This window comes from Nocardia sp. NBC_01388, from assembly GCF_045040085.1.
Taxonomy (GTDB): domain Bacteria; phylum Actinomycetota; class Actinomycetes; order Mycobacteriales; family Mycobacteriaceae; genus Nocardia.
Map to the genome: position 1 here is coordinate 3,628,982 of NZ_CP109553.1, position 14,860 is coordinate 3,643,841.

Consider the following 14,860-nt stretch of genomic DNA (forward strand, 5'->3'; position numbering starts at 1 on the left):
GACGGTCTTTCTCAGGATGGTTTGGCTCTGAAATGGCATGCGCGAGGGCCTAATCGGCCGGTACACGCGCGCCGTCGGGGTCGCGGCGGCGCGCGTGGAAGACGAGGTTGAGCACAACCGCGAGAACTGTGCCGGTGGCGACGCCGCTCTTGAAGAACACCTCGGCCATGGTGGGCAGTTGCTGATAGAAGCGCGGTGCGTACGCGGGAATCAGACCGATTCCCAGCGACAGCATGACGATCATCAGATTGCTGGACCGGTCGAAATCCACCCGCGACAGGATCTGGATGCCGGAGACCGTCAATGCTCCGAAGGTGACCACTGCGGCCGCCCCGATCACGGGCTCCGGGATCGCGGCCGCCACCCGGCCGACGGGCTGAACAATGCCCAGTACCAACAGGATCACGCCCACGATCGCCACCGGATATCGGCTCCGGACCTTGGTCAGCGCGATGAGGCCGATGTTCTGGCCGAACGTGGTGTAGACGAAACCATTGAACACACCACTCAATGCCGTCATGAGGCCATCCACGCGCAGCAGTCGTGCGATGTCGTCCGGCTCGACCTGCTTGCCCACCACCTCGCCGACAGCCAGCCCCTGCCCCGCGCCTTCGACCATGAGCACGAAGGCAATAACAAGAAATAGCAGGATCGATGGGAGATGGAACTGCAGGGCGCCGAAATGAAACGGGCTCATCATTCCCACGATCGGACCCGCACCGGTGTGTGCGAGACTGCCTGTCCCCGTTGACCATCCGACAATCGCCCCGATGACCAACGCCGAAAGGATGGCGAGCTGCCCGAGGATGCCGCGGAAGAGCCGCCGGAATATCACCATCGAAGCCATGGTGAAACCAGCGAGCCCGAGGCGGCTGAGCCCGCCGTAACCGGGGTCGCTCGGATCGGGTCCCGCGATGAGCCGCAGTCCTACCGGAATGAGAGTCAGGCCGATGAGCGCGATGACCGTACCGGTCACCACCGCGGGAAACAGGGTCAACAGCTTGCTGAAGCAGGGGGCAACCAGCACCCAGATCACGCCTGCGGCAAGAAGAGAGCCGTAGACGGTCGGAAGTCCCCGGCTCTGGCCGACCAGCACCATGGGCACGATTCCGCTGGACGCCGCGCCGACCACCAGCGGCATACGGATGCCGAATTTCCACAGACCCAGCGCTTGCAGCAGAGTGCCGATACCGGCGAGGACGAGGTCCGTGCTGACCAGGTCGGCGATCTCCGCGGCGGACAGGCCGAGGGCGTTGCCGACAACGATCGGGACCACGATGACGCCCGCGTACATGACCAGCGCGTGCTGCAGGCCCAAGAGCACCAGGTGCGCGAAGGGCGGACGCTCATCGACTGCGGACACCTCGGCCGCTCGCGGTGCTGGAACCGAGTGTTCTTCTGTCATAACACTTCTCGACTCGCAGACGGTGGGCCGGCCGAATCGTCTGCGGGTTCGCCCGCCCGCGAACCGCTGTCAGCTGCGCTGACCGCCGGGCCGGACTCTGCGTGGCCGAGCTGTGCATGGCCGAGCTCTGCGTGTTCCAGCTGTGCCCGGTCGAACTCCGCATGGTCGGGCTGGTCTCGCGGAACCCCGTTGAGCAGCAGATTCAGCAGGAACGCCGCGATGGCGCCGGCCGCGATGCCGCTGGTGAGCACGGTCTGGAACGGCCCCGGCAACCGTGTGTAGAAGTCCGGATTTCCCACCGGCATGAGCCCGAATCCGAAGGCAATGGCCACAATCAGATGGTTTCGTGGTTGGCTGAAGTCCGCCGCCATCATGAACTTGATGCCGATCGCACCCACGGTGCCGAACATGACCACCCCGATCCCACCGAGGACCGGTCCGGGCAATGAGGCGACCACAGCCCCGAGTTTGGGCATCAGCCCGATGATCACCAGGATCGCCCCCGCGGTGGCCACGACATAGCGGCTCATGACCCGCGTGATGCTGACCAACCCGACGTTCCCGCCGAAAGTCACAAAGGTGAAGGTGCTGAATACACCGGCAATCGCGGTGCCCACACCGTCCGCGCGCAGGGCGCGGGCAATATCGGGTGGGCCGACCTTCCGCCCCACGACCACGCCGGTGGCCAGCGTGTCCCCCGTCGACTCCACCATATTGACCACCTGCACCACGAGCATCGGGAGAATCGCGGCGAGGATGAAGGTCGGCGTACCGAAGGAGAACGGTCGCACAACACCGAATATCGGCGCCGCATCAGTGGCGGAAAAGTTGGTCAGTCCGAGCGGCCACGCCGCCAATGTCCCGACGATGAGCGCAATGAGGATGGCGAAGCGGCCGATGGTGGGACGAGCGACTCGCTCGAGGACCACCACGAGCACGATGGTGCCGAGGGCGAGCAGCAATCGTTTGGCTCCCCCGTGGTCTGCCGCCGTCGCGGATCCGGCGATCAGGGTCGCGGTCTTCGGCACCAGGGAGAAGCCGATGATCGCGATGGTGGTACCGGTCACGATGGGTGGGAAGAACCGGGTCAGCTTGGCGAACCAGGGCGCGACCAACCACGTGAGCACGCCGACCACGATGGTCGCGCCGAATACGGCGGGTAGTCCGGAGTTGGTGCCCACGATGATGGCCGGAGCGATACCGGTGAAGGTGGAACCCATGACGATGGGCAACTTCACGCCGATATTGAAGAGGCCGAGAGTCTGTAGCAGCGTGGCCACGCCGCTGACGAATACGTTCGCGGTGACCAGTGTGGTGATCTGTGCCGGAGACAAGCCGATGCCCAAACCGATGACCAGCGGCAGCGTGACCATGCCGGAGTAGGCGACGATCACGTGCTGCAGGGCGAGGGGGATCAGGTGACGTAGCGGCGGTACCGTATCGACGGGGTCTCGCGACTCTGCTGTACGGCTACGGGTGAAGAACTTCATGACTGCTCCTGGGCCCACCCTGCGGTGAGACACATGGTCGAGAAATGGGCTGCGGCCCAAGGGGATCGATCAGTTCGACCAGGGCATTCGCAATGCCGTCATACCGGCACGGTCGACCAGTCGTTCGGCCCGATACTGAGCCTGTGCGATCGCAGCCTCTTCGTCGGCGAGCACACACTGACCCTTGTGGTAGACGATTTGCCCGCCGACGATCGTGGTCTCGACGTCCGAGCCGCGCGCAGAGTAGACAAGTGAGCTCACCGCACGGTGGAGCGGGCGAAGGTGCGGCCGGTCGAGATCGACGACGATGATGTCGGCGAGCCTGCCCGGCTCGAGTACGCCGGCATCGATACCGGCGTACTGCGCGCCCTCGCGGGTGGCGAGTACGAGCGCGTCTTCGGCACGAGCGGCGGTAGGGTCCAGCGTTGCCAGCCGCTGCGCGAAGATCGACAACTTCATCGCCTCGAACAAGTCTTGCCGGTGCCCGCAAGAGGGCCCGTCGCTGCCGAGAGCCACTGTGGCGCCCTGGTTTCGGAGTTCACGCAGCCGCATGGTGCCCGATGCGAGATAGGCGTTCGAGGCCGGATTGTGTGCCACACCGGCGCCCGCCATGCCGACCTGTTCGATTTCGTGGTCATCGAGCCAGATGGCGTGGGCCAGTGTGGCCCGATGGTCGAGCAGACCCTCCTTGGCCAGCCATTGCACCGGCCGCAGACCGTATTGCTCGACGTAACTGCGTGGGTCACTGCCGCTCTCACAACAATGGGTGTGCCATCGGGTGTCGAACTCCGCGGCGAGCTCGACGCAGCCGCGCACCAAATCCTGATCCACATATGTGAGATTCAGTGGGGCGGGCCATATCTCGACCTTCGAGCCGCGCGGGCGATGCTGGATCGCTTCGCGAGTGATCGCAAGTTCCTCGGCATTGCTGTACCGGAACAATCCCGAGGGCTGGCCACGCCGTGCCGCGATCTCGGTGCGGTCGCCGATCACACCGCGAGCGACCACACCGCGCAGACCGGCGTCCTCGATGACGTCGGCGACCGCGAGCGTGGTCGCCAAATCGCTGGGAGCGTAATGGTTGTCGATGATGGTCGTGGTGCCCGCCCGCATGGCCTCGATCACGCCGAGGCGGGCCGCGGCGACCGCGTCCTCGTGAGTCATCGCGATGGAGTAGGGCCACATGAACTCGCACAGCCAGGGCACGATCGACATGCCCTCGCCCAGCCCGCGGGCCAGTGCTTGGTACAGATGGCTGTGGCCGTCGACGAAGCCGGGCAGCACTGCCCGGCCGCTGCAGTCGATCACGGTGTCCGCACGCCAGTCGGCGAGTTCGGCCGCGGTGCCCACCGCGACAATCCGTGAACCGGAAACGGCGACTGCGCCCGGTCGATGGACGCTGCGGGCATCATCGACGGTGATCACCGTCCCGCCGGTGAGAAGAAGATCGCAGCGTATGTGGGATGGAGGTGTCATGGCCGCCTCTGCCTTTCCCGGGCGGCTGAGCCGCCTCAAATCCGTGGGCGAAGGGAGTTGACTCCCAGGCCAGGGCAGAGCCCTGGCGATCGCCGAACGGTTTAACCCAGGATCGGGAGGTCACCGGCAGTGCGACTTGACCCTCTCGGATCGCGCAAATACATGTAAACCTGGGACCATTGCTGCTGTCAACCCTCACTTTCGGCGAAGCGCTTGGTAGCGCGCGGAATGATAGCCCATCTGAGCTGGGTAAATATGAAAATCAACCGATCATCAATTACATGCAATCTGTTGACACGTCGATTGCGCTGTGCTGAACTCGATGCCATCGAGTCGGCGTCGGGCCGGCTCGCCGCCGCGTCGACAGAGCGGCCCGTAGGTGCGGTGATTCGCGGCCGGGGATCTCATCCCGACCTGATCAAGGAGAGCCACGATGATCATCGATACGCACGTCCATCCGACAAATCTCGTCGACGAGGCGTGGCGTCACACCGGTGAACCATTCACCGGTGAGCGCACTCTCGATATGATGGACGGCCCATTGTGGATCAATGGCAAGCCGCGCCGAGTGGATATCAGTTGCATCATGCCGCCGCCGGGAAACACGGCCTGGCGTGAGGGCAATCGCAGTGGACGCGAGGGCATCCGCGATTACCAGGCATATATCACTTCGCTGGTACAGAAGTATCCGGACCGTTTCATCGGAAATTTCATCTACAACCCGCGCTTCGGACCCGAGAACGGCGCCGAAGAATTGGCGTTCCATGTGCGGGAACACGGCTACAAAATGATGAAACTCCATGCCAATATGCACTCGTACCGCCCGGACCGGGCACTGGACTGGCTGCGCCCCGCCCTGCGAGTCTGTGATGAGCTCGGAGTTACCGTCCTGATCCACACCGGCGACGGCCCGTACTCCATTCCCACACAGTTCTATCCGATCATCCGGGAGTTCCCCGGCGTGAACTTCATCCTCGGGCATTTCGGTATCCAAACCGGCGGCGTCTACTGTTTCGAGGCCTTCTGGATGATCCAGGATTCGAAGAATGTCATCGGTGAATCCGGCTGGCTTCTCCAATCGCGAATCGTGGAATTCGCGAAGGAAATGAAGAAGAGCAAAATGGTATTCGGCACCGATTCGCCGCCGAATGAGCCGGGAATGTGGGCACGCGAGCTCGAAGTCCTGTGCCACGAGCCGCCACAGGGGCTGAACCTGTCCGAGGACGACCTCGAGGGCTATTTGGGCAACAATATGGCGAAACTGCTCGGACTGGCCCCCACCCCGCCGCCCAAGGATAAGACCGAGGCCGAGGCCTACCTGCGGGGTGAGGTCCCACAGGCCTCGGCCACGAACTCGCACGCTGATCACTACAGCGGCTACACGCCGTCGGCCTGGGCCGAGGAAGCGGCACTGGATTCCGCGAAGTAGCTGCTAGCGAGGGGTCTCGAGGGAGCGCGCACGAGGGGTTGCGTGCCCCTCGGACTCCGAGGGCACATCGTCGCCGACGAGCAGGGAGAAGTTTCGCCGGCGCGGTGCCTCACTCGACATGTCGTCACGGGTCGTCGCCTGGGACAGCCGCACTCGAAGCCGGGAAATGTGCTGCCGCGCAACGGTTTCGGCGAACTCCGGATCGCCGGCGGCCATCGCATCGACGATGTGGATATGTTCATCCAGCGCAAGCCGCGGGGCGTCCTTGCTGCGCCACAGCGAATGCAGCGCCAGATGCGACCGCCCGGCAATGGGTTCCAGCGCGGCCGTGAGGTGGGTATTCGCGGCGATTTCGCGCAGGGTGCGGTGGAACCGGATATCCAGTTCGATATGGGCGGCATTGTCCGCGTCGCCGGCGAGCACTCGTTCATGTTCGGCCAATATCCCCCGCAGCGTGGACAAGCCTTCGGCGTCGAGTCGCTCGGTCGCCAATCGCGCGGACATGCCCTCCAGCAATTCGCGCACCACATACAATTGCCGCAGGTCAGCGATGTCTACCTTGCTCACCTCGGCGCCTCGGCGCGATACGTGATTGGCCAGACCCTCATAGATCAAACGCTGCACCGCCTCGCGTACCGGCGTGCGACTCACATTGAGCTGCCGGGCTAGTTCAGGCACGCTCAGTGCCGTGCCCGGGGTCAGTTGATTGCGGAGAATCGCCGCCTTCAGGGCCTCATAGGTACGGTCGGTGAGAAGTTCACCGGGAGAGACGCTCTCCAGTCCTGGCGAATCGGGCACGGCGGCACACCCTCCTTTTGTGGCAATGCGGCCATATTACATGTAATCCTCGGGGCACCCGCAGCTCCGTCTGGGGATGAGGGATACCGCGAGCTCCTGATCTGGCCGGCGACTACCCTCCGCCCGCACCGCCTTCAATGCGGACACCGCCGCGCGGCCGAGGTCGTCGAACGACCGGCCGACAGTCGTCAGCGGTGGCCAGCTGTGTGCGGCGGGTTCGGTCGCACCGAATCCCACCACGGCCAGATCCTCGGGAACGCGCAGTCCCACCTCCTGCGCCGCCGCCAGTACGTCCAGTGCCAATCCGTCCGCGGCGGCAAATACGGCCTCGGGCCGATCCCCTTGTCGCAGCCAGGCTTTCACTTGTCCGCGAGCCGCCCGCCGGTCCAGTCCGGTGCGCTGCACGGCCGAGGTATCGCCGCCGGCCGCCCGTATCGCGTCCGCCCAGCCGCGCGCCCGGTCCGCCACCGGACCGGATCGTGATGTGCCTGTGAGACAACCGATTCGGCGGTAGGCATGTCCGAGAAGATGCTCGGCGGCCACCCGGCCGCCCTGCCGATTGGCCAACGTCACCGACGTCACGTCAATATTGCGTGGTGCCCGGTAGTTGAGATAGACCGCCGGCACCCCGAGACCGGCCGCGCCGGTATGCGCGGCACGCGGCACATCGACTTCCGAGCGCACCAGCAGGACTCCACCGACCCGCATGTCGGCCAGCGTTCGCGCATACCGGGCTTCCTGCGTCTGGGAGTAACCGGAATTGCCGAGCAATACCAGCGAATCGTCGGCGAAAGCCGCTCGCTCGACGGCATGCACCAGCTCCGTGAAGAATGCCTCGCTGCTGTCGGGAACTATGAGACCGATCGTATTGCTCCGCGTCGAACGCAGGGCGCGCGCGACCAGGTTCGGCCGGTAGTCGAGCTCCGCGATGGCCGCCAGCACCCGGGCGCGAGTCGCGGGCGCGACCGGGCGGGGGCCGTTGTTGATCACATAGCTCACGACGGCCGTGGAGGTGCCCGCCAGCCGTGCGACATCGTCTCGGGTAATCCGTTGCACGCGCGCAGCTTACGGGCCGAATATCTGGGCAGCGCGGTATCTACACGTGTAGACTTACCCGAGGTTTCCGGTCGGGGATGTCCCGAATGACTTGATGTACAGGGCAATTGGGTGGGAATGGGCTGGCGACCTCGGTCAGTCCCCGGCGTCTCGAAACGCCGCACATCCAAGGAGTCAGCTCATGAGTAGAGCGCCCGACGACGTATGCCGCCCCCGATCACTCCGCAGCCGGCCGATCCGGATGTCACGATGACGACACTGGTGAGTGCCGCACAGACACGAGAAGGAAAAGGCGTCGGAAGCAGCGCACTGCGGCCGGACGGAGCGCTCAAGGTCACCGGCGAATTCGCCTATTCCTCGGATCTGTGGATAGCGGGCATGGTCTGGGCGACCACGGTGCGCAGCCCGTACGCGGCAGCACGTATCCGATCGATCGATGTGAGCAAGGCGCTGGCCGTCACCGGCGTCCACGCGGTCCTCACCCACGAGGACGTTCCCGGAGCGAAGACGTACGGGATGAAGATCGCCGACCAGCCGGTGCTCGCCATCGATCAGGTCCGGTACCAGGGCGAACCGGTGGCACTGGTGGCGGCGGATGATCCCGAGACCGCCAGGCGCGCAGCCGAATTGGTGGAGGTCGACTATGACCTGATGGAACCGGTGACCGATGCCGAGCGCGCCCTCGCCCCGGACGCCCGTCGGATACACGATGGTGCGAATCTGGTGCGGCACGTCAAGATTCGCCACGGAGATATGGAAATGGCTCGCGCACGAGCCGAGGTCGTGGTCGTGGGCGATTACGAGGTGGGCATGCAGGACCAGGCCTTCCTCGGCCCCGAATCTGGCCTCGCCGTTCCCTCGCCGGATGGCGGGGTGGAGCTCTACGTCTCCTCGCAATGGCTGCACAAGGATCTCGAGCAGCTCGCGCCCTGCCTGGCGCTGCCACCGGAGCAGGTTCGGCTGACAATGGCGGGCGTGGGCGGCGCTTTCGGTGGGCGCGAAGATCTTTCGGTGCACGTCCACGCGTGCATGCTGGCGCTACACCTCGGCAAGCCCGTGAAGATGATGTACAACCGCTACGAATCCTTCTTCGGCCATGTCCATCGCCATCCCGCGAAGATGCACTACGAGCATGGCGCCACCCGCGATGGCAAGCTCGTCTACGTCAAGGCGCGGCTGGTGCTGGACGGTGGCGCGTACACCTCGACGTCACCGGTCGTGATCGCGAATGCGTCGTATTTCGTGACAGGGGCGTACGCGGTCGAGCATGCGGAGATCGATGGACTGGCCGTCTACAGCAACAACCCGCCGTGCGGGGCGATGCGCGGGTTCGGCGCGGTGCAGTCGGCATACGGTTGCGAGTCCAATATGGACAAGCTCGCTCGCGCACTCGGTATGGATCCGCTCGAACTTCGGCTGAAGAACGCGATGGCAACCGGGACCGTGCTGCCGACGGGCCAGCCCGTGGACGGACCTGTTCCGGTGCGCGAACTGCTCGATGCTCTGAAAGCCCGGCCGCTGCCCGATTCGGAATTGAACCGCGACCTGCGCACGCTGCCCGGCGGGGTCGGCAATACCACCCACGGCGAAGGTATTCGCCGGGGAATCGGCTACGCGGTGGGCGTCAAGGCGACCGGCTATTCCGGCGGTGTCGACGATATCTCCACGGCCCGGGTGACCCTTTCCGTCGCTGCCGGCGAGCCGGTGGTGTCGATACACACCGCCGCGGCGGAATGCGGCCAGGGGATTACGACCGTGCAGTCGCAGATCGCGACCACCGAGCTCGGTGTCACCCGAGTGGTGGTGCTGCCGGCCGACACTCGGATCGGCGACGCCGGCTCCGCGTCGGCATCCCGGATGACCTGGATGTCGAGCGGTGCCGTGCAGGGTGCCTGCCGGGAGATTACGCGCGAGCTGCTGAGCCGCGCCGCGGCGGCCACCGGTCGAAACGCCTCCGCTCTGGCCCTTCGTGACAACACCATCATCGACATTGTGAGCAATGAGCCGGTCGCCTCGATCGCCGATACGCTCGGCGGGGATACCTTGGAACGGGTCTACGAGTATCACCACCGGCCGACCCAGGGAATCGACCCGGAACGCGGCCAGGGTAATGCACATGTCGCGTTCTCGTTCTGCGCGCATCGCGCCGTAGTCGACGTCGACATCGAACTGGGGCTGGTGCGCGTTGTCGAACTGGCCGTGGCCCAGGACGTCGGTAAGGCGATGAACCCGATGGCCGTCGAAGGCCAGATCGAGGGCGGCAGCGTGCAAGGTCTCGGGTTGGCGCTGATGGAGGAGATCGTGGTGGATTCCCTTGGGAAGGTACGTAATCCGTCGTTCACCGACTACCTGATCCCGACCATTCTCGATGTGCCGCCGATGCCGATCACGCTGTTCGAGTTCGCCCATCCGGACTCACCGTACGGACTCAACGGCGTGGGCGAGCCGCCCACGTTGTCATCCACCCCCGCCATCCTGAACGCGTTGCGTAACGCCACTGGATTGGAGCTGCCTCGGATACCCGTGCGTCCCGACGACATTGCGCTGGATCCGATCACGGCGTCATAAAGGTTGCGCAGATGCGGCGACGACGTGACGAAGGTTCTGCACAAGACCCTGTAACGGCGTTGAAAGGTGCTCACTTTGGCTTCGACGACATTCGGGTCGGTACCCAATCGTACGGAGGAGCCTCATGTTTCGAGTAGCAATACTGATCGGAGTCATGGCATTGACGGGTGCAGCCGCGGTGTCGAGTAGCGGGACGGCATCGGCGGCCGGGGCTATGACCTGTGCGGTGAGGATGCCTATGTCGTGAACCTCTACGACGATCTGTATCACGGCCGGTGCACGCGCGCACTTGTTCGCCGCGAACGCGCCCGCCGAGATCAAGTTCGACGCGCTGGCGCCGACCTACGCCGAGACCGCGGTGCTCGGCGGCGTACCCGGCGGCGTGCTGCTGTCGCAGGACCCCGTGATCCAGGCGTGGGGCGATGTAGTGGATTGGCGCACCGTGCATTGTCTGGGATGGCCCGGCGAGTGAGATCGCCACCCCTCGCGGCGATGAGGTGGACCTCCTGCTCACCGCATATGAGCGGGAGCAGGAGGTCGAATGTCAGATGCCCGACACGCCTTGGCCCTGCTGGGAAATGACGAAGCCGCCTTCACCATTGGGGTCCTGACCGGTATCGAGAACCTTGTCGTCCAAGAATGCGGCGGCCTGCTGATCCAGGAACACTCGCGATCCCTCGGCGGTCACGACCTGATCCTGCTCGGCCGGCACCGGGGCGACCGCGAGCTGCAGGGTGGCGGAGTCGTCCGCCGTGAAAATTCGCAGCCCGGCATCCTCCGGCATGCCCTCCGCATGCGTGAGAGTGCGAACCACCTCGATGGCAGTGGGGGTGAGCGTCAACATATGTCTGGTTCCTTCCCGCTGTCGTGAAAGTCAGCCAGGTAAACGGCGAACTCCGGTTCCGCAGGGCAGCCTCCGACACATTCATCATCGGCATCGGAAGGCACCACCACGTTCTCCAGGGGTAGCCATCGGTTGCTTCGCGAAACAATGTTTTTGGGCATCCACCGCATTTCCCCTGCTCGGGGCCACGAACTCTGATCCCGCCCGGTCAGTCGAGCGGCGCGCCGGCGGTCTCCGGTGTCCACGCCGCTACCGCTGCGCTGATCAGCATGAGGACGAACACGTATCCGGCGAAGAGGTTGGTGCGGCCCGAGGTGGTCAACCAGGTTTGCAGATTGGGCGCGGTGCCGCCGAAGGCAGCGGTGGCCAGTGCCGCGCCGAAACCGCTTCCGGTGGCACGCATCCCGGCCGGGAACAGTTCCGCGTATACCGCCGGAATGACCGCCGCGAACGGGGCCGGGAACACCATTGCGAGGAACAGCGCAACCGCCATGGACCAGGCACCGGCGTGCAGTAGCGCCATCGCGGGGAAGACCACGACCGCGGTGCCGAGGAACGACAGCAGCAGCAACGGGCGCCGGCCTATTCGATCCGACGCGATACCGCACAGCGGCAGCAGCGCGATCAGGAACGCCGAGGCCACGATGCTGATCCAGAGCGCCTGTGATGCCGGACTCCATGGTGCGGCAACAGCTTGCGCCGGTGTGCCGATCACCCAGAGATAGAAGGCGACGGTGCCGCCGATGGTCAGCCCGAATGCTCGGGCGCACCCGGCGCGCTGCTGCCACAGGCCCCACCGCCGACGCGGCCGCTCGATGCCGCCGACCGGACCCTGATCCTCCGATTGGGACATGATGGCCGCACCCCGCTGGCCGAGCTGGCGAGCGAAACCGGCCTGAGTATCAGCACAATTCGCCGCCGGCTCGACCGCATGATCACCGGCGGGCAGCTGGTGCTGCGCTGCGATCTGGCGCTGTCGCTGTCGCTGTCGAGCTGGCCTGTGGGCATGTGGCTGTGGGCGCGGGCCGATCCGAACGACCGGGCGACCGTCGAGGCGTTGCTCCGGGTGCCGGGGGCCCGCGTGTGCATGCGGGTCTCCGGCGGCGAGCCGAATCTCGCCGTCGGCTTCTCACTGCCGACCATTCACGAGGTGCTCGTGATCGAGTCCCGGCTCTCGACCGAGGTACCGCGACTGACGATCCTCGGCACCTCGATCGTGCTGCGCTTCATCAAACGTATGGGGCGCGTGCTGGATTCGGCCGGACGCAGTGCGGAGACGGTCCCGATGGCAATCTGGACCGACCCCGACGGCCTATCGCAGAGTCATGAATGACTTTGTTCCGCAGCGTCTTCCACCGACAAGGCAGGCACGGAACCGTTTGTCATTCCCCGAGAATCCGGGTGGAGCCGGTCGGGAAGGCCGAACGCTGGGAACAGGGCCGGATCCAGGAAGGCGGCAACACGGGAGATTCCTTCGGGGACAACGGTCAACACGTGAATGGCATGTGCGCACCAGTCTCCGGTGGTGTCGCGAATATACAGGGCAAGTGCCGGTTGTCCATTCGCCGAAATCGGCTGGACCAGGGCGGAACCCAGTTCCTCCATCCGGCTTCCGAGGAAGGCCATCGTGGTCGCCCGGTCCGCGAACCAGAGCGGGTCCGGCGGCATCTCCCAGGTGACGTCGTCGGTGAGCGCTGCCACGAGACCTCGGACATCCGCGTTCTCGAACGCGGCCGCGTATCGGTCGAGCAGCTCGCGCTGCCGAGCCTGGATCGGTTCGGTCAAACCTTCTTCGGTGACGGGCATTTGGGCGCGGGCACGCTGCAGCGCGCTATTGACCGCGGCAACGGTCATCTCGAGCGCGACCGCGACTTCCGTTGCGTGCCAATCGAGTACGTCGCGAAGTATGAGTACGGCCCGCTGCCGGGCAGGCAGCTTCTGCAGCGCGGCCACCAGCGCCAGCCGGGTGGTCTGTCGCGTTATCACCACCGAGGCCGGGTCGGACATGATCAGCCGGTCGGGGAACGGTTCCAGCCACCGCACCTCCGAGTCGCCCGCGCCCGCATCGGTGCCCGGCGGCCCCAGACCCGACGGCCGCGGGCGATATCTGGCGCGTTCCAGCGCTCGGAGCGAGGCCCTCGTGGCAATCCGGTACATCCAGGTGCGCAATGACGAACGGCCTTCGAAACGGTCGTAGGACCGCCACGCATCGAGGTAGACCTGCTGGACCACTTCCTCGGCATCGTGCAGTGAGCCGAGCATCCGGTAGCAATAGCCGATCAATTCGCGTCGCAGCGGCTCGGCCGACCGGGCGAAGTCCTCGTCACGCGAGCGATCCTCGATATCAGTGTTCATGGCTGCCTCCAATTGTGGTCGTGGCCGCACGCTTTGTCAGAGGTTGGCGCTGCCGCGCGCGCGGGGTGGCGACAATGACGCCCAGAGCCGCGGCGACGGCGATGACTGCGTATCCGCCGTGTACGCCGTGCAGGAAGTCGGTGTGCGCGCCCAGCAGGACGGTGGATGCCGAGGCGATCACCATGGAACCGCCGAACTCGCGCGAGGTCTCCATGAGACCCGAGGCGGCACCGAAATCGGTATCGGACACCTCGGTGAGGGCCGCGATCTGCACCGACGGCGCGAACAGGCCGACGGCGACCCCTGCGATCACCAAGGCGGGCAGCAGGGAAACGGCGAAATGCGGATGCTGCGGAATGACCATCAGCCCGAGGGCGCTGGCCACCATCAATATCGACGCCAGCCCGATCAACCGGCGGGGGCCGAAGCGTTTGGCCAGGACTGCGCCGGTCAGGCCCGCGAATACGAAGCCGGTGCCCGAGGTCAGCAGCCACACCACGCCGGTCTTCGTCGGTGAGTAGTGCAGTTGCTGTTGCATCAGCAGGGTCGTGAGGAAAATGAACGCGAAGAAGCTGCCGTAACCGGTGGCCGCCGCCAGATTCGCCTGCACTACCGGCCGATTCGCCAGCAACGAGGGTGGAATCAGCGGACTGCGGCTGCGCGATTCCGACCAGGCGAACACCATCAGTGACACGATCGCCGACGCGGCGAGCGCGAGTGTTGTCGCCGAGGTCCACCCGTCCACCACGCCCCGGTTCAGCGCGTACAGGCCCAGCATCGATCCGCCGGTCACCGCCAGTGCGCTGCGCGGCTCGAAACCGACTCCGCGACGGACGATTTGGCGGCCGCGCAGCAACACCGCGGTGGCCGCCGCCAGCACCGCGCCGATCGGCACATTGACGAAGAAGATCCACTGCCAGCCGGGACCATCGGTCAGGAATCCACCGGCCAGCACGCCCACCGAGGCGGCCGCACCGCCGAGCGCTCCATAGATTCCGAGAGCGCTGTTGCGTTCCTTTCCCTCCGGGAAGGTGTCCGCGACAACTGCCAGCGCCGACGGTGCGATGAGCGCTGCCCCGACGCCCTGTGCGGCACGCGATGCAATCAACATCGTTGTGCTGGTGGCTAATCCGGCGATCAGTGACGCCAGGGTGAAGATCATCAGGCCGGCCAGTAGGACGCGGCGCCGCCCCAGCATGTCGCCGACCCGCCCGGCCAGCAGCAGCAGGCCGCCGAACGGCACGCTGTATCCGATGACGACCCACTGCAGGGCGTCCTCACCCAGCCCGAGATCCAGGGCCATCCTCGGCAGCGACACATTGACGATCGTCAGGTCGACCACCGTGATGAACATGGCGGCGCACGCCAGCGCCAACACCCGGTAGCGGCTGCGCACCGCCTGCTCCGTTCCGGAATCCATTGCCGTGTGCATGCTTCTC

At 65.3% G+C, this 14,860-nt stretch carries 13 protein-coding genes; 4 read left to right on the forward strand and 9 right to left on the reverse strand.

Annotation, left to right across the window (positions count from 1 at the left end; all coding sequences use genetic code 11):
- Positions 1–49: 49 nt before the first annotated feature.
- The 3 genes from OG716_RS17920 to OG716_RS17930 all read right to left on the reverse strand — a co-directional run bounded on the left by OG716_RS17920 (position 50) and on the right by OG716_RS17930 (position 4,371).
- Complete coding sequence (locus OG716_RS17920) at positions 50–1,405, reverse strand: nucleobase:cation symporter-2 family protein (protein ID WP_405138704.1); 1,356 nt, start codon at positions 1,403–1,405, stop codon at positions 50–52.
- The gene (locus OG716_RS17925; protein WP_405138705.1) at positions 1,402–2,895 is read right to left on the reverse strand and encodes a uracil-xanthine permease family protein; all 1,494 of its coding nucleotides are present in this window, start codon (positions 2,893–2,895) and stop codon (positions 1,402–1,404) included. Before OG716_RS17925 ends, OG716_RS17920 begins: the two co-directional genes overlap by 4 nt.
- A 69-nt stretch (positions 2,896–2,964) precedes the next feature.
- Positions 2,965–4,371: an amidohydrolase family protein gene (locus OG716_RS17930; protein WP_405138706.1), complete on the reverse strand. Its 1,407-nt coding sequence runs from the start codon at positions 4,369–4,371 to the stop codon at positions 2,965–2,967.
- A gap of 433 nt (positions 4,372–4,804) precedes the next feature.
- Here OG716_RS17930 and OG716_RS17935 point away from each other — a divergent pair, with 433 nt between their 5' ends.
- Positions 4,805–5,800, forward strand: a complete 996-nt coding sequence (locus tag OG716_RS17935) for an amidohydrolase family protein (RefSeq protein WP_405138707.1) — start codon at positions 4,805–4,807, stop codon at positions 5,798–5,800.
- Positions 5,801–5,803: 3 nt separating this feature from the next.
- On the opposite strand, the gene OG716_RS17940 is transcribed toward OG716_RS17935, so the two are convergent.
- Positions 5,804–6,598: a GntR family transcriptional regulator gene (locus OG716_RS17940; RefSeq protein WP_405138708.1), complete on the reverse strand. Its 795-nt coding sequence runs from the start codon at positions 6,596–6,598 to the stop codon at positions 5,804–5,806.
- 36 nt (positions 6,599–6,634) lie between these two features.
- Positions 6,635–7,654, reverse strand: coding sequence for a LacI family DNA-binding transcriptional regulator (locus OG716_RS17945; protein WP_405138709.1), 1,020 nt, complete (start codon positions 7,652–7,654; stop codon positions 6,635–6,637).
- Between the two features lie 249 nt (positions 7,655–7,903).
- Here OG716_RS17945 and pucD point away from each other — a divergent pair, with 249 nt between their 5' ends.
- Complete coding sequence (gene pucD / locus OG716_RS17950; RefSeq protein ID WP_405138710.1) at positions 7,904–10,222, forward strand: xanthine dehydrogenase subunit D; 2,319 nt, start codon at positions 7,904–7,906, stop codon at positions 10,220–10,222.
- A 289-nt stretch (positions 10,223–10,511) separates the two neighbouring features.
- On the forward strand, positions 10,512–10,694 hold the full coding sequence (locus tag OG716_RS17955; protein ID WP_405138711.1) for a hypothetical protein: 183 nt from the start codon (positions 10,512–10,514) through the stop codon (positions 10,692–10,694).
- A gap of 72 nt (positions 10,695–10,766) precedes the next feature.
- Here OG716_RS17955 and OG716_RS17960 read toward each other — a convergent pair whose 3' ends face one another.
- Positions 10,767–11,066, reverse strand: a complete 300-nt coding sequence (locus OG716_RS17960; RefSeq protein WP_355120683.1) for a hypothetical protein — start codon at positions 11,064–11,066, stop codon at positions 10,767–10,769.
- 208 nt (positions 11,067–11,274) lie between these two features.
- Complete coding sequence (locus OG716_RS17965; RefSeq protein ID WP_405138712.1) at positions 11,275–11,919, reverse strand: MFS transporter; 645 nt, start codon at positions 11,917–11,919, stop codon at positions 11,275–11,277.
- Here OG716_RS17965 and OG716_RS17970 point away from each other — a divergent pair.
- A complete protein-coding gene (locus OG716_RS17970; protein WP_405138713.1) occupies positions 11,911–12,399 on the forward strand; it encodes an AsnC family transcriptional regulator in 489 nt (162 codons plus the stop codon). The genes OG716_RS17965 and OG716_RS17970 overlap by 9 nt on opposite strands.
- Here OG716_RS17970 and OG716_RS17975 read toward each other — a convergent pair.
- Together OG716_RS17975 and OG716_RS17980 are read right to left on the reverse strand one after the other, a co-directional pair.
- The gene (locus OG716_RS17975; protein ID WP_405138714.1) at positions 12,390–13,421 is read right to left on the reverse strand and encodes a sigma-70 family RNA polymerase sigma factor; all 1,032 of its coding nucleotides are present in this window, start codon (positions 13,419–13,421) and stop codon (positions 12,390–12,392) included. The genes OG716_RS17970 and OG716_RS17975 overlap by 10 nt on opposite strands.
- A complete protein-coding gene (locus OG716_RS17980; RefSeq protein WP_405138715.1) occupies positions 13,411–14,853 on the reverse strand; it encodes an MFS transporter in 1,443 nt (480 codons plus the stop codon). The genes OG716_RS17975 and OG716_RS17980 overlap by 11 nt, the downstream gene beginning before the upstream one ends.
- Between the last annotated feature and the right edge of the window lie 7 nt (positions 14,854–14,860).